General features: G+C 67.9%; 27 protein-coding genes. 15 read left to right on the forward strand and 12 right to left on the reverse strand.

The genetic code is table 11. The features are described 5' to 3' along the window. Nucleotides 1-24 precede the first annotated feature (24 nt). Complete coding sequence (locus KUM49_RS05505; protein WP_217235574.1) at nt 25-993, forward strand: ATP-binding protein; 969 nt, start codon at nt 25-27, stop codon at nt 991-993. A 728-nt stretch (nt 994-1,721) separates the two neighbouring features. Here KUM49_RS05505 and KUM49_RS05510 read toward each other — a convergent pair. Beyond that, nucleotides 1,722-1,979 carry a hypothetical protein gene (locus KUM49_RS05510; protein WP_217235551.1) on the reverse strand — a complete coding sequence of 86 codons (258 nt, stop codon included), beginning with the start codon at nt 1,977-1,979 and terminating at the stop codon, nt 1,722-1,724. Continuing rightward, nucleotides 1,969-2,205, reverse strand: coding sequence for a hypothetical protein (locus tag KUM49_RS05515; protein ID WP_217235552.1), 237 nt, complete (start codon nt 2,203-2,205; stop codon nt 1,969-1,971). The genes KUM49_RS05510 and KUM49_RS05515 overlap by 11 nt, the downstream gene beginning before the upstream one ends. A gap of 407 nt (nt 2,206-2,612) precedes the next feature. Here KUM49_RS05515 and KUM49_RS05520 point away from each other — a divergent pair, with 407 nt between their 5' ends. Then, the gene (locus tag KUM49_RS05520) at nt 2,613-2,840 is read left to right on the forward strand and encodes a hypothetical protein (RefSeq protein WP_217235553.1); all 228 of its coding nucleotides are present in this window, start codon (nt 2,613-2,615) and stop codon (nt 2,838-2,840) included. An 82-nt stretch (nt 2,841-2,922) separates the two neighbouring features. Then, nucleotides 2,923-3,375, forward strand: a complete 453-nt coding sequence (locus tag KUM49_RS05525; protein ID WP_217235554.1) for a hypothetical protein — start codon at nt 2,923-2,925, stop codon at nt 3,373-3,375. Between the two features lie 401 nt (nt 3,376-3,776). Here KUM49_RS05525 and KUM49_RS05530 read toward each other — a convergent pair whose 3' ends face one another. Then, complete coding sequence (locus KUM49_RS05530; protein ID WP_254400783.1) at nt 3,777-4,493, reverse strand: helix-hairpin-helix domain-containing protein; 717 nt, start codon at nt 4,491-4,493, stop codon at nt 3,777-3,779. A 304-nt stretch (nt 4,494-4,797) separates the two neighbouring features. Here KUM49_RS05530 and KUM49_RS05535 point away from each other — a divergent pair, with 304 nt between their 5' ends. From KUM49_RS05535 to KUM49_RS05545, 3 genes are all read left to right on the forward strand, one after another. Continuing rightward, nucleotides 4,798-5,628 (forward strand): thermonuclease family protein, encoded by an 831-nt coding sequence (locus KUM49_RS05535; protein WP_308406553.1) that lies wholly within the window; start codon nt 4,798-4,800, stop codon nt 5,626-5,628. 31 nt (nt 5,629-5,659) lie between these two features. Further along, complete coding sequence (locus KUM49_RS05540; protein WP_254400775.1) at nt 5,660-6,064, forward strand: DUF6233 domain-containing protein; 405 nt, start codon at nt 5,660-5,662, stop codon at nt 6,062-6,064. A 108-nt stretch (nt 6,065-6,172) separates the two neighbouring features. Continuing rightward, nucleotides 6,173-6,772 carry a hypothetical protein gene (locus KUM49_RS05545; RefSeq protein ID WP_217235556.1) on the forward strand — a complete coding sequence of 200 codons (600 nt, stop codon included), beginning with the start codon at nt 6,173-6,175 and terminating at the stop codon, nt 6,770-6,772. A gap of 68 nt (nt 6,773-6,840) precedes the next feature. On the opposite strand, the gene KUM49_RS05550 is transcribed toward KUM49_RS05545, so the two are convergent. The 3 genes from KUM49_RS05550 to KUM49_RS05560 all read right to left on the reverse strand — a co-directional run bounded on the left by KUM49_RS05550 (nt 6,841) and on the right by KUM49_RS05560 (nt 8,488). Next, nucleotides 6,841-7,041 (reverse strand): hypothetical protein, encoded by a 201-nt coding sequence (locus KUM49_RS05550; protein WP_145872443.1) that lies wholly within the window; start codon nt 7,039-7,041, stop codon nt 6,841-6,843. 179 nt (nt 7,042-7,220) lie between these two features. Continuing rightward, a complete protein-coding gene (locus KUM49_RS05555) occupies nt 7,221-7,889 on the reverse strand; it encodes a hypothetical protein (RefSeq protein WP_145872444.1) in 669 nt (222 codons plus the stop codon). Then, complete coding sequence (locus KUM49_RS05560; RefSeq protein WP_217235557.1) at nt 7,886-8,488, reverse strand: sigma-70 family RNA polymerase sigma factor; 603 nt, start codon at nt 8,486-8,488, stop codon at nt 7,886-7,888. The genes KUM49_RS05555 and KUM49_RS05560 overlap by 4 nt, the downstream gene beginning before the upstream one ends. Nucleotides 8,489-9,046: 558 nt before the next feature. On the opposite strand from KUM49_RS05560, the gene KUM49_RS05565 reads away from it, so the two are divergent. Further along, entirely contained in the window at nt 9,047-9,715 is a 669-nt protein-coding gene (locus KUM49_RS05565) for an HNH endonuclease family protein (RefSeq protein WP_217235558.1), read from the forward strand. Between the two features lie 193 nt (nt 9,716-9,908). Beyond that, nucleotides 9,909-10,706, forward strand: a complete 798-nt coding sequence (locus tag KUM49_RS05570; protein ID WP_254400776.1) for a hypothetical protein — start codon at nt 9,909-9,911, stop codon at nt 10,704-10,706. On the opposite strand, the gene KUM49_RS05575 is transcribed toward KUM49_RS05570, so the two are convergent. Next, nucleotides 10,703-11,395 carry a DUF488 family protein gene (locus tag KUM49_RS05575; protein ID WP_217235559.1) on the reverse strand — a complete coding sequence of 231 codons (693 nt, stop codon included), beginning with the start codon at nt 11,393-11,395 and terminating at the stop codon, nt 10,703-10,705. The two genes, KUM49_RS05570 and KUM49_RS05575, sit on opposite strands and share 4 nt — an antisense overlap. A gap of 198 nt (nt 11,396-11,593) precedes the next feature. Here KUM49_RS05575 and KUM49_RS05580 point away from each other — a divergent pair, with 198 nt between their 5' ends. After that, the gene (locus KUM49_RS05580; protein WP_217235560.1) at nt 11,594-12,349 is read left to right on the forward strand and encodes a hypothetical protein; all 756 of its coding nucleotides are present in this window, start codon (nt 11,594-11,596) and stop codon (nt 12,347-12,349) included. On the opposite strand, the gene KUM49_RS05585 is transcribed toward KUM49_RS05580, so the two are convergent. Then, a complete protein-coding gene (locus KUM49_RS05585; protein WP_217235561.1) occupies nt 12,300-13,082 on the reverse strand; it encodes a hypothetical protein in 783 nt (260 codons plus the stop codon). The genes KUM49_RS05580 and KUM49_RS05585 overlap by 50 nt on opposite strands. Beyond that, nucleotides 13,079-14,908, reverse strand: coding sequence for a hypothetical protein (locus KUM49_RS05590; RefSeq protein WP_217235562.1), 1,830 nt, complete (start codon nt 14,906-14,908; stop codon nt 13,079-13,081). The genes KUM49_RS05585 and KUM49_RS05590 overlap by 4 nt, the downstream gene beginning before the upstream one ends. A gap of 208 nt (nt 14,909-15,116) precedes the next feature. Here KUM49_RS05590 and KUM49_RS05595 point away from each other — a divergent pair, with 208 nt between their 5' ends. Both KUM49_RS05595 and KUM49_RS05600 read left to right on the forward strand, forming a co-directional pair. After that, nucleotides 15,117-15,821, forward strand: coding sequence for an AbiV family abortive infection protein (locus KUM49_RS05595; protein ID WP_217235563.1), 705 nt, complete (start codon nt 15,117-15,119; stop codon nt 15,819-15,821). 256 nt (nt 15,822-16,077) lie between these two features. Next, nucleotides 16,078-16,947 carry an alpha/beta fold hydrolase gene (locus tag KUM49_RS05600; protein ID WP_217235564.1) on the forward strand — a complete coding sequence of 290 codons (870 nt, stop codon included), beginning with the start codon at nt 16,078-16,080 and terminating at the stop codon, nt 16,945-16,947. A gap of 93 nt (nt 16,948-17,040) precedes the next feature. Here KUM49_RS05600 and KUM49_RS05605 read toward each other — a convergent pair whose 3' ends face one another. Then, nucleotides 17,041-17,778: a hypothetical protein gene (locus tag KUM49_RS05605; RefSeq protein ID WP_217235565.1), complete on the reverse strand. Its 738-nt coding sequence runs from the start codon at nt 17,776-17,778 to the stop codon at nt 17,041-17,043. A 542-nt stretch (nt 17,779-18,320) separates the two neighbouring features. On the opposite strand from KUM49_RS05605, the gene KUM49_RS48050 reads away from it, so the two are divergent. The 3 genes from KUM49_RS48050 to KUM49_RS05620 all read left to right on the forward strand — a co-directional run bounded on the left by KUM49_RS48050 (nt 18,321) and on the right by KUM49_RS05620 (nt 20,351). Continuing rightward, complete coding sequence (locus KUM49_RS48050) at nt 18,321-18,740, forward strand: hypothetical protein (protein WP_254400777.1); 420 nt, start codon at nt 18,321-18,323, stop codon at nt 18,738-18,740. A 150-nt stretch (nt 18,741-18,890) separates the two neighbouring features. Further along, nucleotides 18,891-19,994, forward strand: coding sequence for an ISAs1 family transposase (locus KUM49_RS05615; RefSeq protein ID WP_374200131.1), 1,104 nt, complete (start codon nt 18,891-18,893; stop codon nt 19,992-19,994). A gap of 126 nt (nt 19,995-20,120) precedes the next feature. Then, the gene (locus KUM49_RS05620) at nt 20,121-20,351 is read left to right on the forward strand and encodes a hypothetical protein (RefSeq protein WP_217235568.1); all 231 of its coding nucleotides are present in this window, start codon (nt 20,121-20,123) and stop codon (nt 20,349-20,351) included. Nucleotides 20,352-20,787: 436 nt separating this feature from the next. Here KUM49_RS05620 and KUM49_RS05625 read toward each other — a convergent pair whose 3' ends face one another. Continuing rightward, nucleotides 20,788-20,937, reverse strand: a complete 150-nt coding sequence (locus KUM49_RS05625) for a hypothetical protein (RefSeq protein WP_217235569.1) — start codon at nt 20,935-20,937, stop codon at nt 20,788-20,790. 12 nt (nt 20,938-20,949) lie between these two features. Continuing rightward, a complete protein-coding gene (locus tag KUM49_RS05630) occupies nt 20,950-21,294 on the reverse strand; it encodes a hypothetical protein (RefSeq protein ID WP_217235570.1) in 345 nt (114 codons plus the stop codon). Nucleotides 21,295-21,505: 211 nt separating this feature from the next. On the opposite strand from KUM49_RS05630, the gene KUM49_RS05635 reads away from it, so the two are divergent. Further along, a protein-coding gene (locus tag KUM49_RS05635; protein ID WP_217235571.1) for an IS3 family transposase occupies nt 21,506-22,686 on the forward strand; the annotation gives its coding sequence in 2 pieces (ribosomal slippage) (nt 21,506-21,790 and nt 21,793-22,686; 1,179 coding nt in all). Nucleotides 22,687-22,861: the final 175 nt, after the last annotated feature.

Here is a 22,861-nt window from a genome sequence, read left to right on the forward strand (position 1 = left end):
GGCGCGGCCGAACCGTCCTGGCCCCTGACCACCTGGCAGGGCTGGCACCGCTTCGCCACCGCCGACGCCGTCACCCCGCCCCAGCCCGACGACCCGCCCCGCAGCATAGAAGAACGCCTCGCCTACCACTCCAGCTTCGTCACCATCCGCACCCCCGCCATCAGCACCCTCGCCACCCAGGTCCGCACCCTGATGATCCTCGGCCGCCACCAACAGGCCACCGCACGGCCCTCACTGATCGTCACCGGACCCGCCGCCGCCGGCAAAACCACCGCTCTCCTCCACGTCGGCCGCGCCTGCCACCTCGCCCACACCCGCAAAAACCCCACCACGCCCGGGACTGCCCACGCCGCGGTACCCGTCGCGTACGTCCTGGTCCCGCCCGGCGCCACCGCGAAAACCCTCATCACCGAATTCGCCCGCTACCTCGGCATCCCCACCACCACCCGCATGACCCAGACCCAGATCACCGACGCCGTCTGCCACACCTACACCCAGGCCGGCATCCAACTCGTCCTCATCGACGAAATCCACCGCCTCAACCCCCGCACCACCACCGGCGCCCAAACCGCCGACCTGATCAAAGACCTCACCGAACGCCTCCCCGCCACGTTCGTCTACGCCGGCATCAACGTCACCGACACCCCCCTGTTCACCGGCACCCGTGGCGCCCAACTCGCCGGACGCGCCACCCTCATCGACTGCGGCCCCCTCCCCGCCCGCCACGGATCACGTGAACCATTCCGCGACGTCATCACCGACATCGAAAACAACCTCGACCTCCAACAGCACAAACCCGGCACCCTCCCCCGCCACGCCCCATACCTCCACCAACGCACCGCAGGCCGCATCGGATCCCTCACCCGACTCATCCGCCAAGCCGCCATCACCGCCATCAGCGACGGCACCGAACGCATCACCAAGCAATCACTCGACGCCATCCGCCTCGACCACCTCGCCGAGCAACACAACCGCCCCACACGAACCCGTTAACCCCACCCGCCGAGCACGCAGAACAGCCCTCACCAGCACAAACACACGCCGAGCCTTTTCACGCTAGAACTACCTCCAACGAACCCAGCCACACTCAGCACACAAGACACAACCCCAGCTCACACACCCCGGCCTCCCCACCAAAGCCGCCCACCTCACCTCTCAGCGAACCAGCAACACACCAGACCAGCCGCCACCCCGCACACCAACAAGCCCCCCTCCGAGCGTCACGATGTGCGTTCTCATGCGAAAGGGACTCTGAGCCCGCGTCCAGCGGCGCTTGCGCAACGGGGGCAGCCAGGTGGTCGTCGCTCAGCGGCCTGTCCCAGGCGCCGTTGAGTACCCGGCGGGTCGGTGCGGGTGCTGTCGAAACTGGTGAACGTTCGATTCGCACCCACCGCCGTCTGCTGCCCGAAGCGGTGAACAAATGCTGTCCGCTGGTGAAGAAGGACCCGAGCGCGATGGAGAAGTGGGCCACCGGCAGCAGCAGCTGACCCTTTGCAGCGGCGCCGTGCAGCAGACCGACGACAGGTCGCTGCGCGGCGCCGTCGTGTTGCAGCACGCGACCTGCTGCACAAGCAGCACCCGTGTGCCGCCTGGGCGCCGGCCTCGCAGTCCACCACCGTGCAGCGCCGCCCACCGCCCTCGCGCTGCACCATGCAGCAGGATGCAGCAGCGCCCCGGACCACCTGGCGGTCCGGGGCGCTGCACGGGTGCTCGGGAGGCTTCTACGCCTCAACGTACGCAACGATGGTGATCTGCCGAAGGGCCGTGACGTAGTAGATGACGCGGACCCCGTCGACGTCGTCGACGTAGTCGCGCAGCAGGGTGTCGGGCACCGGGGTGCCCAGCTCGGGGTTGACGCTGATCGCGACGATCGCGCGGTCCAGGCGGTGCGTCTCGCTCGCCGTGAGCTTCGCCAGCTGGCTCAGCGCGGGCTCCACCAGGACGACCTGGGACCGGCGCGGTGCGTGCTCAGGCGACACGGGGCTGCTCACCGGCAAGGCGCTCCAGGTGGGCGTCGCGGGCGTCCTCCCACAGCACGCCCGTCTCCGGGGACGGGTAGCCGTTCTCCGCGATGTCCTCCAGCACTGAGGCGAGGACGTCGACCTTTGCGCGCTGGTCGGCCGCGTACGCGCGGACGGACGCGGCGGCGTGCTCATCGAGGGGCTGACGGTCGGGCACGGGCGCGGGGGCCGGCTGCTCGCTCATCCGGGGCTCCTGGGCTGTCATCTGGCGTGTGTCACCACGGTATCGCCGGGCCGGGGCGCTCCGGGACGGTACGGGAGAAACCCACCCGATGACACAGATGAACAGTGACACAGATGGTCACGACGACCTGGGGAAACTGGTGGTCGATGACACAGGTCGGACTGTTCACGGCTGGCTGTTCAGGCGCCGGGACCATGGCCGGGAGCACGCTGGAGGCATGCGCACCAAGGACGTCCGGGTGGGGCAGACGTACCGCTGCGAGGTGCCGTTCGCGCTGCCGTACCGGCGGTACCGGCCGGAGACGATGAGCGACTCCTGGTGGGCGCTGAGCTGGCTGCGCGGGACGTACCTTCCCACTGTCCGTCACGGACGTCGACACCGAGGCCCGTACCGCCCAGGGCCTGCGGATGGTCTCCACGACCCACGTCACGGTGGAGCTCACCGAGGACCAGGTGGAGGCCGTCGGCCTGCCGCCCGGTCACGGCTACCAGATCACCGGCATGCTGCCCGATACCGAGGGCGAGCCCGTGGAGCTCCCCCGGGTCGGCACGCTCACCGTTCCGCTCCGCTGGCTGCACCCGATGGACACGCCCGTCTCCGGCGGCCACCACGACGCCTCGCTCCGGGGCTTCTGACCTGCCGGAGCAATGGTCGGACTTCGGTGAGACGACTACTGTCCCGTCTCAAAGATCAGGTCTACGAGCGGAGCTGTGACCGGTGGCGATTTTCACCGGTCCCGTTGACAGCACCACCACCATCCCGGTGTTCGGCGCCGGGGACCCGCGTGCGCTGCCCTCGGAATTCGCCATGTATTGCTTCAGTGGTGCCACCAGCGGCGAATCCTGCAATCACTCTGTGGTCTCCACTGGTGAGGCACAGAACTGCCATGCGACATGCCAGGAGGGCCTCACCACCCTCGTGGGCCCTCGCGGGTCACGCAAGGGAGACTCGGGCGCCCCGCTGTACGTCAAGGGCAACGGCGGCGCCTTCATCCGCGGTCACATCATCGCCAGCAGCGCCGCACCCATTAGCGTCCCCGTCATTGGTGAAATCCCAGTTGTGAGCGTCGCCGTGCCGTGGAGCAAGGTGTCCGACGAGTACGGCGTCGACATCGTGACCGGATTCGAGGGCGTCGACATGGTGCCCGACCCCGCCGGCGCGACCGGATGAGTCGTCGGCCCTCTCACAGCGACGAAGTCAGCTGACCCTTCCAGTTCGGCGGGTTCGGTGAACCCGGGCCCGCCCACATACGGTTACGGCTGGGCCAGCCGTCGGTTCGGCTTCGAAGCCCCTTCGGAAAACACGAACCCATGGCCCTCGGCCATCGCTCGCAGGCAGTCGACTACCGCATGGCAGTTCCCGAGCGCCCGGTGGCCGCAGTGGGCTCGCGCCAGCGCTTGTTGCCCGCCCGAATAGCACACCTTCGGAATACTGCCTCTCCACCAGTTAAACGCGAGGTGACGGTTTAAAAGTCTGATCAGCCCTGTGAACTCATCCTTATTGGATGAGGTCCAGGTCCAGTCCAACACATCCGCTGAGTAGCAGATTCGCCGGAGTAATCAGCACCTGCTTCACCGGAGGAAGAGCAACCGCTCGGTTAGTTCGTCTGCAAGCCCCTCAGGCAGGTTGGCGTAGACCTCGAGTTCCTCGACGAAAGTAAAACCACGGTGCTCGTCGCGAACCCGGGCCACCCGGTCAGCCAATTCCGGCGTAAAGCCGGGCAGTGTGGCGAGAATCGGGGCCGGTACGTGATTGACGTCGACGAGACCTCCGTCATCGAACTTGCGTGGAAGATCCGGTCGGCCGATCCGCAGCTCCCGTGCAAGGGCGGGATCGCGTTCCAGGATCCGTCGTGCTTCAGCCCGTCGCTGCCGACGTTCGAGGGCTTCATCGATCGCCGGGTCCACACCGCCTCGGCGTGGTACTGCCCGGCCGGGGGATGGCCACGCAGTGTCAGCCTTGGCTTCGGTGCGGTCTCCGTAGCCTGGCTTAATAAACTGCCGCCGAACCGTGAACGTCGTTGTAAGACCGCCGCCGATCAGCAGGATGATCAATACACCACTCGCTGGGCTGTCCTTGTCATCCGACGCGCCGATCAAGGTGAAGGCGAGGACAGTCATGATCAACGCAATGACGGCGGAAAAGCATAGCGCGCGTGATCGAAGCCGGTAGGCCGCCCACGCAAGGACAAAAATCGTTCCCAGCCCGAGCGTGAAGAGAGGGATTAGAGCCCACATGACACTTCCCGCGGGACTCATCCTCCCGACCGGGATGTCAGCGCCGCCCATCCGTGCCACAGCCTCAGGTTAACTCCGAGTGCGCTCGGAATTCCGACCTCGAACATCGGGAGGCGCTTCCTCCCTGACGAGTAGGGCTGGGCAAGGAGTCCCCAAGGCCCATCGGAAGGCGGCCGGGCAGGGCCGGTGCTGTACTGGTAAGCAGCATTCGCCACCTCTGGAGGGCGCCATGTGCCCTTCTCCGCCGCCTGACGCGAACGCCTGGCGCGACCAGCCCTGGCGACGTCGTCCCCGAAGCCCGCGTGGCCCCAGAGGGCCCAAGCGCCTCAAGCATCCCTGGATTACCGCAGTCCTCGTGATTTTCGTTCTTCTTGTGGGCCTGGGCGGCCTCGGGGCGCTGCTTGATGGGGGCCAAAAGGGCACCTCCGGCACGACTGCGCCGACGGAGACCTCCGCGACTCAGCCGTCCGAGAACCCTCATCCCGACTCGCCCGCAGGTACGACGAAGCCGCCTGCCGAGCCCTCCGACGACCCCGCGGCGACGCCGACCACGAAGCCCAAGCCACCCTCGACAGCTCCGCCGGGCGTGGTGGTGCTCCGCGTTATCGACGGTGACACCCTCGAGGTGCGCGGCGACGGCGGGGTCCTGCCGAGGGACACCGTGGCCCGGGTCCGGCTTCTGGAGATCGATACCCCGGAGCGGGGTGCCTGTTTCGCTGACGAGGCCACCGCCCGCACCGCCACTCTCCTGCCGCCGGGCAGCCATATCCGCGCCGAACGGGACGTCGAACTCACAGACCGCTATGACCGGTACCTGCTGTACGTGTGGAACGCGCAGGGCACCTTCGTCAACGAGTCCCTCGTCCGCAGCGGTCACGCCGAGGCGGTCCTCTACCCGCCCAACGACAAGTACTGGACCAGGATCTCTGACGCCGAAAACGCCGCCCAGCAGGCCGGAGCCGGCCTGTGGACCGCCTGCCCCGAGCAGCCGGAGACCTCCACGTCTCCCCCGGACTCACCTGATTCCGCCCCGGACACCCCGGGACGCCCAGACCTCCCGGACGGGCCTCCCGCCGGTGCGCCCGATGTGGACTGCTCGGACCTGCCAGGCCCCGTCTGGGTCGGCCCCGACGACCCGCACCGCCTTGACCGAGACGGTGACGGCATCGGCTGCGAGGCCGACTGATCCGCTGACAGACCCGCGGTGCCAATAGCGCATGCTGCGAATACTGCCCATCCACCAGTTGGAGGGCGGCGTGGAGCCAGCCGAGTACCGCGTGTGGGTGCGCGCACCCGAGCACGTACGCCCCGTTGGCGGCGTCTCGTACGACGCCGTGCCCACCGAGCCCCTGGAGCAGCCCTCACCGGTACGTGAGGCCCTGGGACCGCGCCGACCCTCCGGGTGGGTCCTGCAGAAGCTGAGCGGCGGCCACGGGCCCGGCCAGGCTGTTCTGCACGCTCGGGACTGTGACGAGGCGCCAGAAGGCGCGCCGGTGCTGGAGCTGGAGCGCGCCCTGGACGCTGCCGAGAAGGCCGGCGTCCGGCTGTGTGCGCTGTGCGGCGCGGCGGCCGAACTGGACCCCGTGCTGCGGGGCTTCGACCACATCGGCGACGACAGCTGACCTGACGTTCACTCTCCGGGATGACCTGGGGCAACAGCCGCGTACGGGTTGTGCGTCAGATACGCAACGAGCCGCACGCGGGGGCAGGTGCACGATCAGCCTGCGGGGATGGACAAGTTGATCGAGTTGGCGAGCACGCTCGTTTCGGGGGCGTTCATCGCCGTCCTCGCGACGTGGCTGACCAACCGCTCCCGCAACCGCCAGGAGCAGCAGGCCGAGATCGGCGCCCTGCGGGTGCAGGCCGACGCGATGACGGTGGCGGTGGCGGAACTGCAGGGCGCGGCCGCCGCCAACCGACTGCTGTGGGAAGGCCCGGCTGAACGGGCACGGTCGTTCCTGCTGGCCGTCCTCGCCTTCGCCGGGGGCGCCGCCCGGGCCCGGATCGCCGGCGGCACAGACAATTTGAGCGGCCTGGTGGGTCTCGGGCAGGCGGCGGAACTGCTGAGCTGGGACCGACGGGCGACCAAGCAGACCGTGGCCGCCGTGCGGGAGCCGCTCGCCCGGGCTGCCGCCGCGGCGGCCCCGCTGATGCGCTACCCCGATCCGGCCGTCGCCGCCACCACCGAGCAGCTGCTGGGCGCTTGCGGGGACGTGGAGAACACGGCGCAACTGGAGGCGGCACTGGAAGCGTTCGGGCAGGCCGTCCGCGCGGCCACCGCACCGCGCCCGTCCTGGTGGGCCCGGCGGCGCGGCGTCCCGGCGGAATGACGGCCGACCCCTGGCTGCCCACGGTGCCGGGCTGCGGACCCGCAGGTGAGTGCGGGCCCGCAGCGAGATCAGCGGCGGGTCTCCCACCACAGGATCAGCAGCGTCACCGCGCCGCTGCCCAGCTTGTAGGCGACACCCTGCAGGAATTCGCGCGGGATGTTCTGTCCCTGTTGACTGATCCATTTCCGCAGGCGGCGCACGATGCCGGTGCGTCGCCTGACCCAGCGGAACGGGTGCTTGGGCTGGTCTTTCGCGTTACTCTCGTCCATACGGAGTTCCTCTCGTTACAGGCGTGCTGGAACACCGCGCAAGGAGCCCTCCCAACTCAGAGGCCTAGGAAACCTGTTGGGACGTAGGGGCTCCTTTTGCGCGTTCAGGAAGTCTATCGACGGCCGCCTGAATCGAATGTCGACTTGGCGTCATGGTTCGGCTGGAACCGTACGAATGCTCAGCGGCGGGTGAAGTCATGCAGTAGGTCGGCGAGGCGCTGGTCGGGGCGCTGGACGATGATGCAGGAGTCGTCCTTCGCGGTGGCCAGGCGGTCCACCTCCATCTCGAGTCCCCCGGTGGGGGCGTTGGCGAGGCTGGTGCCGGTCCTGCGTACGTACATCGCGACGGCCTCCAGCGTGTCGAGGAAGGTGCCGTCGGGGGCCTCGGAGTCGAGGACGTCGTCGGTGACCACGTGCAGCCAGTGCCGCGCCTCGCGGGACTCGCCCAGGGCGAGGTGGTGCAGGTGCAGGCAGTACGCGGCGGCGCGGTGGCCGGCCCCGGCGGCGAGCTGCCACCAGAACTGGGCGCTCTCTCGGTGGTCGGTCAGGTGGAGCAGGCACGCGAAGACGAGGGCTCCGTCGACGTCCAACTGGTCCACGGTCACCGCGTCGGGTTCCTGGGCGAGGCGGTCCACGTGGTCGGCGGCGTCGGGCTTGTTGAGGATCCAGCGGCACACCACGGACAGCCGCTGTCCTGCCTGGGTGGCGCGGACGGTGTCCGGGTGCGGCTTGGCCGCGACGGCGGCCGCGTCGGCGGCGAGGCGGCGCAGAGCAGCGCCGACATCGAAGCCGTCACGCGGTGCGGTGGGGATGCGGGCGTCGGCCAGAAGTTCGTCGATGGCGGTCACTGTCCTGTCCCCTTTTTGTTCTTGGCGGGAGCCGCCGGCAGGTCAAGGCGGATGCGCAGGCGTTCCTTGCCCTTGCGGCCGTGGTAGTCGACGGTGCGGGTGTCCAGGCCCATGTAGCGGGCGATCCGCTTGGTGGGGTAGCCGAGCAGGTGGCGCAGGACGATTACGGTGAACTGGCGGGTGGGCAGCTCCAGGATCGCCTCGTACAGGCCGCCGGCACTGCTGTTGAGCTCCAGCTGGCTGCGGACCGCCTCGAGGTTCTGCGCTATCGGGCCGTTGATGAGGAACGCCGGCGGGCGTCCGTCCTCTTCGAGGCGGCGGGTGACGCCGCGGTGCAGTACAGCGAGCGTCTGCTGTTCGAGGTCGCCCTGCTGCAGCAGCTCGTTCCAGCCTCCGAGGATCTCCAGGAACACCTGGTGGACCACGTGTTCGGCGGTGCGACGGCTGCCGAGGTGGATCTCCGCGAAGTCGTGGAAGAACTCCTGGTGCCCCAGGTAGAAGCCCTCGAAGTCGAGGGGCAGATCGGGCGGGGCCTGGACGGGCTGGCCGTGGCCGCCGTCCTGAGGCGATGCGTCAGTGGTGACGTCGCCGTTGCCCATGCAGTCCTCCAGGCGGTGAACACCGGTCCTCTTCGTTGAGGCCGGCGGGATCGGACGCGGGCCAACTCACCCGCGTGAGCGCCCCGTTGGATCGGGCTCTCACGCTCCACCCTGGCGTTTTTCGGGTCCTGAAACTCATACGACCCTCGGAAATCGTGACTCTGCGATCTTCTCCATAAACGGAACGTGATTACGATGTTAGCTCATGGGTTCGAGAACGGGCCTTGAGCTGCGACGACAGCTCGGGCGCGGAAGTTCGCATTTCAAGCACCGTCGGACTCGTGGCACAGCTCACACTGCGCTCGGTACTGCGTGGACATCCCGTGAAGCGCAAGCCGTCACAGACGGCCGTGTGCGCACAGAACCGATCTGCCGTCACCCGATCGAGGGGGGCGTCGCTGCTGACCCCCGGTGCCTGCGAGCCTCGCCGAAAGGCCCCTGGCGACGGGTGACTTACCGCCAGGCGGGTGAGCCAACGGCCAAATCCCGCACGGGAGGAGACCGTGCCCGGTACGAAGATCGCGGATCTGTTGGTTCTCTTCGAGAGGAACCCTGCCTGTGCGTCTCCCCCACGCCGTTGGCGCCGCGGTCGCCGTCGTTTCCACGCTCGCCGTTCTGCTCACCCCGGGTGCCGCGCACGCCGCGCCCGGCGACACGATCGCTCTGCCCGTCCGCGACGCCCTCACCGCACTCGCCGTCCAAGCCGAGGACCGCACCGGCTACGAGCGCACCAAGTTCCGCCACTGGATCGACGCCGACCGCGACGGCTGCAGCACACGCTTGGAGGTCCTGATCGAGGAGGCCATCACCGCCCCCGAACAGGGCGCGAACTGCGCACTGACCGGCGGTTCCTGGTATTCGCCGTACGACGACACTTACTTCGCCCAGGCCCGCGCTCTCGACATCGACCACCTGGTCCCGCTTGCCGAAGCATGGGACTCCGGCGCCTCTGCCTGGACCAGCGTCGAACGCCAGGCGTACGCCAACGACCTCTACGACGCCCGCGCGCTGATCGCAGTGTCCGCGGCCAGCAACCGCTCCAAGGCCGACCAGGACCCCACCGCCTGGCAGCCCCCGGCCACCGGCTACCGCTGCTCCTACGCGACCGACTGGGTCGCAATCAAGACCAGGTGGAGCCTCGCCGTCGACCCCGCCGAACAGACAGCGATCTCCGACATCCTCGACACCTGCCCCAACGCGCCCATCAAGGTCACCCTCGCCCGCTGACCTGCGCATAGGCCTGTGAAGGGTCCCCGAAAACCATGGTTCGTGGACCCATTTGGCGTCTGACGGCTCCGGCACGGCCGGCCGGATATGCGGCCCATGAGACGGCTGGTCGGCCTGTAGACAGCAGGTGGGCGCTCTTTCGCTGTTGCCTTGCTGGGACTGATCCTGGTGTCGGGCACATAGAGGGGGAGCTATGGAGGCCGAACGCATCCGGGTCATGGTGACGGTGAAGGCGTACCCGACTCTGTCGCGGCAGTACAACGAGACGGTCTGCGTCGCCGGGGTCCGGATGGACACCGAGCGGCCGGAGCATGTGCGGCTGTTCCCGGTCCCGTTCCGGGACATGGAGCAATCCAAGCAGTTCAAGAAGTACGACATCATCGAGATCGACGTCACCGGTCACTCCCGGGATGACCGGCCTGAGAGCCGGCGACCGGTGCTGGATTCGCTGGAGGTCGTCGGCCACGTATCCAGCGACAGGTCCTGGGAACGGCGGGCCGAGTGGGTACGTCCGCTCGTCGCGGCCTCGCTGTGCCAGATCAAGCGGGAGCAGGAGGCGAACGGCACATCCTTAGGGGTGTTCCGGCCCGCTGAGATCAAGAGCTTTCGGCTGGTCAAGGCCGATGACCGATCCGCCTGGCAGGACATGATGGCCTCGCAGATGAACATCTTCGACCAGGAGCGCAAGGCGTTGGAGGCATTGCCTTACCGGTTCGTCTACAGCTTCCGCTGTGATGACGAACGCTGCAGAGGACACGATATCGGGCTGCTGGACTGGGAGGCGGGGGCGGCGTACTTGAAGTGGCGTCGCCTGTATGCACCGGGGGTGCTGGAGGACAAAATTCGGCAGCGGTGGTTCACCGAGATCGCCGGGCCGCAGCGGGACCTGCACTTCTTCGTCGGCAACCTGCACAAACGACCCCACCAGTTCATGCTGCTGGGAGCGTTCTACCCGCCGCACGGGGTGATGGACCGCTTCCAGCTCTTCTAGCCCAGGGCGGCCACTTGCAGGCCGTGATCGGCCCGGGCCATGTCACAGATGACCTTGCGATGGCAGCGGTCCTCGTCCTGCTCGAAGCACAGCACGGCCACCGTCTCCTTCGCCGCCAGGGCGAAGAGCTCATCCAGAGCCTGCGGTGCGGGGTCCTTGTCGAGCAGTCTCCGGAAGACGGCTCGACCCTCCGTGGCCCGTCCCTCCCAGAACGGCGGGCGGTTCTCCTTGGGGTTGCCCAGCGCCCGCAGATGTCGGTAGTCGATGCCGGCCTCCGCCAGCGTGCCGGTCAGCTTGGTCTTGCTGAAGCCCGGCTTGCGGCTGAGGGGCGTGAGCCGCACATCGGCCACTGTCCTCACGTTGCGGGCCAGCAGCTGCTCAACGAACTGCTCAATGTTTCGCCCTTCGTACCCCGCCGACACGATCCCGGCGCCTTCGGCGCCCCGCGCTTCCCGCACCAGTTCGTCGACCGACACGCCGAAGGCGTCGGCCAAGGCCGCCACGGTGAACAGTCCCGGATTGGACGTGGTCTCAGCCTCGATACGCTCGAGCGTCCGCGGAGAGATTCCCGCGAGATCCGCCAAATGTGCGCGGCTCCAGTCTCGCTGCGACCTGAGTCGGCGCAGGTGCATAGCCAGCCGCTTGCCTTGTGCTCGCTGCAGCGCATCCGTCGTGGGTCGTCCCGCCATGGCCACCGATCCTAGGGCCCATTGAAATAGGTGGGCACACCGGGTGTTCGCTGACTGCAACGAGAACGCCACCGTCCGATTCCGCTCACTTCCAGCACTGTGACTGACCTCCACTCCTTCGGGTGAGGCGCCCTGGCGGTGCTGGGGCAGGGTCAGTACGTTCCCCTGGACTTGATGATCGAGGGGGAGGACCAACGGATGAGCGAGCGCGGCGCGTTACGGGGTCTGCGCGTCCTGATGTGGGTGGTGATCGCCGTCGAGGTGCCGGTGTACCTGGTGTGGCTGGTCCAGGTCGGCTACCTGACGGGGCAGGAGCTGCCCCGCGGTGACGTCGCGCGGTGGGCGCCGCCCGTGCTGCTGCCGCCGGCGGCCGTGCTGTTTTGCGTGATGGCGGGCTGGACGTGGTGGCTGAGCGTGGTGGCCGGCACCCGTTCGTCGCTGCGGGAGGGGTGGATCGTCGCGTCGCTGGTGTTCGTAGCGGTCAGCTCGGTGTTTTGCGGGGTGGCCTCGGTCGACGACCCGTCGGTGTCGGTGGGCCTGCTGAGCGCCGCCGTGACCGGGCTCGGCATGATCGGGCTGTTCTTCATCCCGGCCGCCGCCTCCCGCCAGATGCCGGACGTCATCCGTCGGCGCGTAGCGGAGCGGCGTGCCGGGTACGACGAAGAGGCTGCTGGCAAAGCGCTCAGGAAGGCTGCTGAGCTGTGTTCAAGCAGAAGATGGCCGACGGGGAGCAGGACGACCCCGGCAGCCCGTGACCGTACAGCGGTTCGCCGCGTTGGACACGGCAGCGCGTGTATGAACACCCCCCGCGGATACGCGTGTGAGGCCCCGCACCGGCGCAGCAGCGCATGGCGGGGCCTCACAGGTATCACCGGCTATCAACGCCCGAGACTCGCATTTGACGTCAGGACAGGCGGTTGGGGAGGGGATGCGGAATGGACTTGGCCATGGTGATGGCGCTGATCGTGCTGAGGCCGCGTTCTTCGTAGCAGAAAGTCATGTTCCAGCGATGATGTTGAAGTCGCTCGCGTTCGCGGCGGAGGGCATTGTCGAGGGTGGTCATGCCGGGGTCGAGGATCCAGGTGCCGTCGTTGTACGGCGTGAAGCCGATGCGTGACCATGCGCGCCCCAGGCTGGCGCAGGCTTGTTGGTGGTTGGTGTTGTCGTCGCGTTCCAGTGGGCCGGGAAAGAGCGCGATGACGCCGGCTCCGTGGTTGAGGTAGTCCAGGGCCATCCCTGTCAGGTAGACGCCGAGGCCATGTCCGCGCAGGCGCCGGTCGATGGTGACCTTATCCACGATGGTCGCCTTGCCGGGCAAGGCGAGGAGCTCGTGGAGGTCGTCGCGCAGGTCGCCCGTCTTCTCGTCGTAGAGGGTCTTGCCGATCCGGTAAAGGTCGGAGCTGAGGGTGTCAAAGCTGTGCACGATGTTGGCGACCCGGTATTCATCGGCCACGCAGAACCGGGCTGACCCGAAGCTGGTGCCTGGCCCGGCGTCCTCTTTGACGTGCATGCCGACGTCCCAATACTGCACGCCGTCTTCGCCCAGGGGGTCGATCCAGTGTTCGCTGCTATAGGTGAGGATCATGTCGTCGACGCCGAGGCATTCGACGATAGGTGGATGGTGCATGTGGGCCTGTACCTGGGCTTGCGTGGGTACGGCGGGTGGGCTGCTGCCGAGGTCGGTCACCGTTCGTCGCTCTCAGGGCGGGCATGCGGGATCAGCGGCTTGGTGCTGTCGTGCTTGGTGGTGCGCAGGCCCTGCGGGCGGGCGGGGAGCGCCTGGGGAGTGGTGAGGATGAGCTGGGCATCGGCACCGGCGATCTCCGCGCAAACGGTAAGGACGGCGTTGGCGAGGCGTTCGCCTTCGGGGCCGCCGCCCAGTCCGTCGAGGGGCGCATCGAGCCACTGGCAGCGGGGCAGCAGGACAAGCGGCATGCTGCGAGCAGCTTCGAGGGCCATGAGGTGGTAGGCGGTGTGGGCGATGCTCACCAGTCCGGCCGATCGGGCCAGTTGCTTCAGGGACCGATTGTTGATCTTGGGCGCCAAGGTCTTGGGATCGATCACCGCATTGCGGATCTTGTCGGGAGCCATGGGGATGGCGATATCCGCGAAGATCTGCGACAGCTGCTTCGCGGTCTGCTGCCGATGCTCCTGCGCGTCCCCTTCGGCGGCGGTCCACGCCTTCTCCGCGTCGTCAGCCCTTAGGGACGACGCTGCCGCGTTCTTCTCCAGTTCGGCGATCTGAGCAAGTTCCTGACGCCGGGCCTTGACTGCTTCCAGCCTCGCCCGCGCATCGCTCTCGGCCGCACGGGCTCGGGCGCGTGCGGCCTCGCGAGGGGCGATTTCCTCTGCCCTGTACGCGGCGGCCCGGCCGGCCATCCGCTGCGCGTCCTGCTCGGTCTTGCGCCGGGCGTCGACCGCCTTGTGCGCGATGCGCTGGGCATCGCGCAGCTCTGCGTCCGCCGCCAATGCGGCCTCCCCGGCCCGGGCCAGTTCCTGGGCACGCTGCGCTTGGCGTGCGGGTAGGCCCGGGTCGGGTTGGCGGCACACCGGGCACAGAGGGCCTTCACCTGATCGGGCCTCCAAAGATTGCGCGCACTCCGGGCAGTGCGTGCGGGGCCGCGCAGCTTCCTCCGCGGCTGCAAGGCGCTGGCGGGCCAGTCCCCGGCGCTCATACATCGAGGCGAGCGCCTGGTGGGCCCGGTCTGCTGCCGTGGCAGCGCTCGATACGGCTTGCAGCCCGCGTGCCGCTTCAGCGTCCCTTCCCGTTAGCACACCCTGATGTTGTTCGATCTCCTGTGCGAGGCGCAGCAGCTCGGCAGCATGCTCGTCGACGGCCTTGGCGTATCGCTCTTGCTCCATGTCGAGGTCGAACGAGGTGGGCAGCCCGTACTTCTGGCGTTGCTCGACTGCCTTGCGCACTGCCGTCGCGTCTCTGGTCGCCCGGCTACGGGCGGCCCGTGCCTGAGCCTTGAGACGTGCAGTCTCCTCGCTGAGAACGCCGAAACAGACCTCCAGGGTGAGGTTCATGTCCGCGACGCTGACTGAGCCGAAGGTGTCCCGTCCCGCGTGGTGCTGCTGCAGATACACGAGGACCAGCACCGTGTCGATCGTGACATTCCCACGCGGGGTCTCCATGGCGGGGATGCCCATGCGCGCCAGCGAGAAGCAGCCTGCTGCCCGTTCGCCGGCTTCAGGGCGTACGGGCAGCTCTTCGACTTCGCCGGTGGACTTGTTAAGGAAGGCGACCTGCTGGGCGGCGAGCTCTAAGGTGGCCGTCCAGAGGCCCTCTTCCGTCTCGAATTCGACCCGGATGGCGTCGCACTGCTCCGCGATCACAGGCGTGAGGATCACGCTGGTGGCCCCCAGGGCAGCGAAGGCCGCCTCCGAGATGGTGCTCCCCCCGGACCCGATGCCGGCTTGCAGGTGCCGCATCGACGCGTCGAGGTCGATGCCACCCCACTTCCCGTCGATCAGGAATTCTTCCTTCAAGAAGGCGAACTTGCCCGCCATGCCGTCCCTACTGTTCACGCGCTCCCTGGCAGGGTGCGTCGAACCGCACCAACGATCACTGCACTGTGCGGGTTCTTCGTGTGCTGTGTGTTCAACCCAACGAGCGATCCAGGCGACGCCGGTGCCGAGCGCGGGGTCTGATCTCGGAGATTCCTGATCATTACGGCAGCCGCCCATCACGCAGAAGAGGGCAGGGCACACTGAAGTCATGGTCGAGATGAGCCCGGGGCAGGCGCGCGAGTTCTGGAAAGTGCTGATGGACAACGCCTCTTCACTGATCGCCGATGCCCACACGCTGCTGTCTGCAGAGTCCTACGGGCGGGCTCGCTCCCTCACCGTTTTGGCACAAGAGGAGCTCGGAAAGGCGCTCTGGATCTATGACACCTTCCAAGCTGAATGGAGCCGCGGAGGTGAGGCGCCCCGGGTCGTGGGCTCTCTGACCCAGCACGGGCGGAACCACACCAAGAAGTACCTCGAGGCCATCGTCTTCGGCGACGAACTCGCAGAGTTCTGGGGTGACTACAGCGCTCTGCCGGCCTCGGGGACCGGCTACGAGGCTTGGGAACAGGCCCACAAGAAGCGGCAGGCGGAAGCCGAGGCCGCGGCCAGGGAGGCCAATTTGGCGAAGCAGCGAGGGTTCTACGTCGACCGCGACGCAAACGGCGCTGTCCTGTCTCCCACAGCCATTGCGGCCGGAACGACGGCGGAGGACCTGCAGACCGCTGCACGTGTGATCGAGATGCTGCTGATCAAGGATCACAGTCGAATGAAGACGTCTGCCACGCCGTATGACAGCACGCACCCCCAGCAGTTTCGGCTGTTGCCTGTCTCGCACCCCGAAGACTGGGCAGCCGCTACGGACGCGCTCAGCCCGAGTGCTGAGGACGACGGCCAGGGGACCCAGGAACGATGACGTTGTGAACTCGCCTCGCTCGTAGAATGCAGGACACCTCGCCCCCGGCAGCTGCAAGACACTGTTGGCGAATCAGGCGGTTGTGTCCAAGGCGCCCGCGGGGGCAAGAGGAATGCTGTGTCGGTTTAGCACTCGTCGGCGAGGGGGCCAGCTTGCGCAGTCTGCTGGTCCGGTGGTTCTCGTGAGCAAGTCAGGGGTTGCCCTGTGCCGGTAGGTGCCGTGGGCGGTATATCAACGCGGGCGGGAGGTTCGGGCCTTGTTCGAGGGCTTTGAGACCAGGCGGGTTCAGGTCGATGAGGCATCGATTTTCGTTCGCCACGGCGGGGAAGGGCCGCCGGTGGTGCTGCTGCACGGCCACCCCCGGACTTCCGCGACCTGGCATCGCGTCGCCCCGCTCCTCGTCCGGCGCGGTTTCACTGTAGTCTGTCCCGATCTGCGGGGGTACGGCCGGTCCACCGGCCCGGCGCCTACCGCAGACCACGCCGGGTACTCCAAGCGGGCCGTCGCCGGTGACATGATCGAGGTGATGCGCTCCCTCGGCCATGCCCGGTTCGCGCTCGCCGGGCACGACCGCGGAGGCAGTGTCGCGCTGCGTCTCGCGCTCGATCATCCCGACGCAGTCTCGCGGGTGGCGCTGATCGACTGTCTACCCCTCACGGAGCACCTGTCCCGCATCACGACCGAGTTCGCCACGCAGTGGTGGCACTGGTTCTTCTTCGCCCAACCGGACATACCTGAGCGGGTCATCAACGCCGATCCGGACCGCTGGTACCGCGGCGATCCGCAGAGCATGGGACGGGAGAACCACGACGAGTGGCGCGCGGCCATGAGGAACCCCGACGTGGTGCGGGCGATGCTGGAGGACTACCGGGCCGGCCTCACCGTCGACCGGCGGCACGAGGAGGACGACCGCGCCGCCGGGGTACAGATCCGGTGCCCGGCACTGATCCTGTGGTCACTCCGGGACGACCTCGAGGACCTGTACGGAGACCCGGTGAAGATCTGGCGGCAGTGGGCACCGGACGTACGGGGCCACGGCATCGACTCCGGGCACCACGTGGCCGAAGAGGCTCCAGAAGAGCTCGCGTCCTCCCTTGCGGGCTTCTTCGCTGATGGCGATATCTGAATCTCCTCACCAGGTGCTCGGGTCGGCTCCTCCAAGGGAGAGGCCGCCCGGTGGCCAGCTGCATCGCGGGCGCGCGATTCGACCGTACGGGCCTCAGCAGTCGTAGCGGTGGGTGTACGGGGTGTCGGGGCAGCCGCGACATACGAAGAAGTACATGCCGCCGAGGTCGCCCAGGGCCATGTCGTGCCCGAACGCGTCGAGAGCGGCGGGATCGGCCTCGGCCATCCAGCACGGAGTCGCGGTCTCATCCTGGCCGGAGGCCCAGTCATTCAGAGGAAGCCACCGGCCCATGCCCGGCTCCGTCGCGGTGACGCTGAGCAGGTGTTCCATGCGGGTGCCGCAACCTGCGCAGTCGGGCCAGTCGGGCGGCTGAGTCCACCCCGGGTAGCCCCCGACCTTGCTCTGTTGCGTGGTGGCAACTTCGAAGTAGTCGTAGCCCTTTTCCTTCTTCAGGTCCTCGAACCGCTGGTCGAGCAACTCGCTGAGTCCCTCCGGCAGGTCCCAGTTGGGGTACTCCACGGCCGGCGTGGGGGACACGGTGCACGGGCGAGGCAGGTAGTCCTCGTCCGCGGTATGCGGGCAAGGCGGCTCCCCGGCCATGGCACCGGCGGCCGTCAGCGCCGCGTTGCGCCAATGGAGCCGGGGGTTGGCCGCGTACCGGCCGTCCTCATGAACGAGTGGGCACCACAGGATTTGCAACAGATCGGTACTGGCGGGGAAGACAAGGCCGGGCACATCCCGTGCGTACAGCTGGACTACCGGGACCATCGCGACCGGCTCCGGCCCGAGGGGCGGGTCGAGCGGCTTGTAGTGGTCCGGTTCGGCGCACATCGGCCAGGGCTCGTCGGCCGGCCACAGCAATGGCCCGCCGATGGAACTGTCCCCCGGTCCCGGCTGCCCGGCCCGGGGGTAGAGGTAGGGCTTCGGCGTAGTCGGCGAGCGTCCCTTTCGCGATCACTTGAGATGAGGAGAGGGCGAGCGGGCGGTTCCTGCTCACGTCCGTTGCGCCTCGGAGCCCTTGCGGTGTCGCCCGCACTGTCTGGTGGAGCGAGCCGACCGCGCTGGGAGATGATCCGTGCGTGGCTGAAGAGGCAGGTACAGATGCGGACGACGCTTGCGCATGGGCTGAGCGACTGGGTTGGGCGTTCGGGCTTATAGCGGAGGATCCGGCTGCGAGAGGTGCAGCGCTCGTCCATCTGGCGGAGGCCCAGAGGCAGGTCACGGACGCGCTCGCCCGGGCCAACGGGATGTGGCTGCTGACGCGGCCTTTGGGAGCGGACGAGCAGTACCGAGAGCCGGCCTTTCTGCAGGCGCGCCGGAGGCATCAGCAAGCCCAGAGGCGTTCGCTGCCTGATGGGGTGTGGGGTGGTCCTGTGAACGGGGATCTGGCGACGTGGCCGGGGCTGCCCTATGTGTTGCTCTTCCTGGAGTGGGAGGCGAGGTACCCGCTGGAGTGGACGCTGCATGCGAAGGCGTGGGGTACGAAGCAGAGCCTGATCCGGGAGGTGGCCCGTGCTCGCCAGGACGAGGCGATCAAGGCGAAGCTCACCGACCTGGTCGAGATCGTCGTCCACCGGGCGTATCGCTGCAAGGATCGCGAATACGTGCGGGTTGCCCGGGCTGTCGACAGCGCTGACCTACGGGGCAGGCTCGATCGGGCAGCCGATTCGGACAGTCCGTGGGCCCGGTGCCACGCCGGGTACGTGCTCTGGCTCCTGGACCGCCCTGACCTGCCGAACACCCGTCATGTCTGGCAGACCTGGGTGGCCGGCGAGGCTGCGGCGTTGCTGTGACCCGGGGGACGATACAGGGAGGGTTCCCGTGATCATGGAGTGCTCTGCGCCCCGTGACCTGCCTGGAAGACCGTGCCTGCCGACGCATCATCTCTGATTCCGCCTGCCCTTGGCCGGCTCCGCGATCAGTCCGACGTCGGGCCTGGTGAGGTGCCCGGCCTGCTGGAGCGGCTGGCTCAGGTGCCGGATCCGCGCGATCCGCGCGGCGTGCGCCATGACCTGGCCGTCGTGCTCACGCTGACCGCGTGCGCGGTGCTGACCGGTGCCACGTCGCTGCTGGCGGTCGGCGAGTGGATCGCGGATGCGCCGCCGCACGTGCTGGAGCGACTCGGCGTGCGCCCCGATCCAGTACTGCCCCAGAGGCTGGTGCCCTCGGAGGCGACGATCCGCCGACTGCTCGCCCGCATCGACGGTGATGCCCTGGACCGGGCGGTGGGCGGATGGCTTGCCGACCGCCGGCCCGAGAGCACCGAGCTGCGCGGACTGTCCGTGGACGGCAAGTCCCTGCGCGGCGCGGCGAAGGCCCGGGGGCGGAGGATCCACCTACTCGCCGCGGTGGAGCACACCACCGGGCTGGTCCTGGCCCAGCTCGACGTCGGTGAGAAGACCGGTGAGGGCACCCGCTTCCAGCCGCTGCTCGACACCGTCGCCGACCTGGCCGCAACCGTGGTCACCAGCGACGCGCTCCATACGCAACGCGAGCACGCCGCCTACCTCCTGGGCCGAGAGGCCCATTACATCGCGATCGTCAAGGGCAACCAGCAGAAGCTGAGCAAGCAGCTGAAGTCCCTTCCCTGGAAGGACATCCCGCTTCAGGGCCGCACCCGGGACACCGGCCACGGCCGCGCGGAGATCCGCCGGATCAAGGTCGCCACCGTGAACAACTTGCTCTTCCCCGGAGCCCGCCAGGCCGTCCAGATCAAGCGCCGTCGCACCGACCGCAAGACCGGCAGGACGGCCATCACGACCGTCTACTCCGTCACCAGCCTGGCCGCCGAGCAGGCCACCCCCGTCCAACTCGCGAGACTGATCCGCGACCACTGGAAGATCGAGGCCCTCCATCATGTCCGCGACACCACATTCGCCGAGGACGCCTCCCAGTTGCGGACCGGCAACGCACCCCGCGCGATGGCGACCTGGCGCAACCTCGCCGTCGGCGCCCTTCGGCTGGGCGGCGGCAAGAACATCGCCGCCGGCCTCCGCCGCAACGCACGCGACGCCCGCCGCCCCCTCGCACTCCTCGGCCTCGCATGATCATAAAACGGGCGCCCGCCGACTACGCCGAAGCCCTGCCTAGCCAGGCACCACTCTCCATCGTCGATCCACCCGGACAGAACCGACAACAGCGGCACTGTCAGACCCGTGCGGAACAATGCCTTCATGGGCGAATCCCTCGCGACGCAGTTCCTCAGCGCGGACCTCGAGACGGCCTGCCCCAGCTGCCGCTACCTGATGTGGGTCCGCTACTCGGAGGTCGTAGCCCAGACAGCCGTGATCTGTCCCTGCTGCTACGCCCAGATCTGGCTGATCGACGAGACCGGCAGCGCGCAGAACGCGGGCGACGTCGTCCAGCAACAGATCGCCCAAGCTCTGAAAGGCCTCTTCCGGTGAAGTACCAGCAGCGCCTCCAGGTCGCCGTACGCGAACGCCTGCGCAAACTCATGACCGCGCCCTTCTCCAGCGCCGGCCACGAAGTCCACCTCGCCGTCACCTGGATCAAGAATCAGCCAGCCCTCAGAGGAATCCTCGAAGAGGCAGCCCGGAAGGAGCCGGACCTGGACCGGGAGAAGTTCCAAACCGGCTTGTCCCGTAGCGGGCGGTTCTTCTGGCCAAGCCGGACCGAGGAAGGGCGGGCCTCGCTCGTCTGGGAGCTGATGCAGGACATCGCCAAGGCGGAAGCAGAGGACCCAGATGCCGGCTGGCGCGTCGCGAGTGACTACAGCCCCAAGAGCAGCATCCAGGACAGCTGGCGGGAGTTCGCCGAGGACATCCTGCAGCCCCTGTTCGACTTCCTCAGCGAACGCGTCGGCGCCGAAAGCAGCATCCTTCACACCTCGAGCGCTACCGCACCCGCATCGAATGGTTCGACCGCGAAGAGCTGTACACCCGCTTCGAAGCCGACCGCGCCAACGGCGAGGAGGTCTACAACCTCGACCTGCAGCGCTTCCTCTTCCTCGAAGGCGACCACGTCACCCACGCCGAGCCCCGCTCAGCCTCCGGCGAAGCCGACCTCATCGGCGACCTCGACAGCCGCGACCCCCTCGTCTGCGACGGCAAGATCTTCGACGGCAAGGGGCGTGGCAAGGGCTACCTCGTCAAAGGGCTGCACCAGGTCGTCAAGTACGCCCACGATTACGGGCAACACACCGCCTACCTCGTCATCTACAACATCAGCGACAAGCTCCTCGAGCTGCCGACCGACGGCACCCCCGGAGCCTGGCCCCCATACACCGAACTCTCCGGCGTCCGCGTCTACTTCATCCACGTACGCGTCCTGCCACCCACCACCACCGCCAGCAAAGCCGGCAAAGCCACCCGTGTCACCCTCACCCACGCCGACCTCACCAACCCCGACGCCTCCTGACCTGTCCCATCAAGTAGCAGCTCACTGGAACTGCGCGACGCTCGATCAACCTGCGCGCACCCGCGTACACGCAGTTCAGAGGGACACCGTCCCACCCAGCCCCACACGCCGAGCGGGACTGCTGCAGGGTTGAGTGACACCTGACCAGGCTTGCTGAGAAGCGGCCTGGAAGGATGTTGCAGTGCCCAAACCGTATCCGAAGGAGTTCCGCGAGGACGTCGTGCGGGTCGCGCGCAACCGCGAGCCCGGCGTCACGCTGGAACAGATCGCCGCCGACTTCGGGGTCCACCCGATCACGTTGTCGAAGTGGCTGCGCCGCGCCGAGACCGATGAGGGCGCCAGGCCCGCAACGACGTCGGGTGAGTCCGCCGAGCTGCGCGAGGCCCGCAAGCGGATCCGGATGCTGGAGCAGGAGAACGAGGTGCTCAGGAGGGCTGCGGCGTATCTGTCGCAGGCGAACCTGCCGGCAAAATGATGTACCCGCTCGTCCGTGAGCTGGCCGCCGCCGATGCCCCTTACCGGGTGCCGGTGGCGGTGACGTGCCGGGTGCTCGGGCTGGCCCGCCAGCCGTACTACCGGTGGCTGGCCCGGCCTGCCACCGACGCCGAACTTACCCAGGCATACCGGGCCAACGCCCTGTTCGACGCGCACCGCGACGATCCCGAGTTCGGGCACCGCTTCCTTCTCGACGAGGCCCGCGCTGCCGGTGAGGCGATGGCCGAGCGGACCGCCTGGCGGATCTGCCGGGACAACGGCTGGTGGAGTGCCTTCGGCAAACGCCGGGGCCGCGGGAAGAATGCCAAAGCCGGGCCACCGGTCCACGATGACCTGGTGCGGCGGAACTTCACCGCGGACGGGCCGAACCGGTTGTGGCTCACGGACATCACCGAGCACGCGACCGGCGAGGGCAAGCTGTATCTGTGCGCCGTCAAGGATGTGTACTCCGGCCGCATCGTGGGCTATTCCATCGACGCCCGGATGAAGTCCCGCCTCGCGGTGGCCGCGCTGGAGTCCGCCGTTGCCCGCCGCGGCCCCGCTGCGGGATGCATCGTGCACTCCGACCGCGGATCGCAATTCCGGTCCCGCAAGGTCGCCGCCGTCCTCACCCGGCACGGCCTGGTCGGCTCAATGGGCCGGGTCGGGGCCGCCGGCGACAACGCCGCAATGGAGAGCTTCTTCGCACTGCTGCAGAAGAACGTCCTCGACCGCCGCGTCTGGGCCACCCGCCAGGAGTTGCGGATCGCGATCGTCACCTGGATCGAGCGGACCTACCACCGGCGCCGGCGGCAACGACGTCTAGGCCGATTGACCCCCGTCGAGTACGAGACCATCATGACCCCACCCGCAGCTCTGGCTGCATAAACCCCGCTGTCACCCGATCATGCAGCAGTCCCCAAGCACCGTTGCAGTACTAGTAGGGCTTGGTCAGGTCGGTATGAGGTCTGGCATGTCGCGGTGACAGGTGGGGCAGGCGCCGGTCCAGACCGCGAGGAGTAACTGCAGTTCGCGGGCAACCCGGTAGAGGCTCAGGCCGACG

Source organism: Streptomyces sp. AC555_RSS877 (genome assembly GCF_019049245.1).
Taxonomy (GTDB): Bacteria; Actinomycetota; Actinomycetes; order Streptomycetales; family Streptomycetaceae; genus Streptomyces.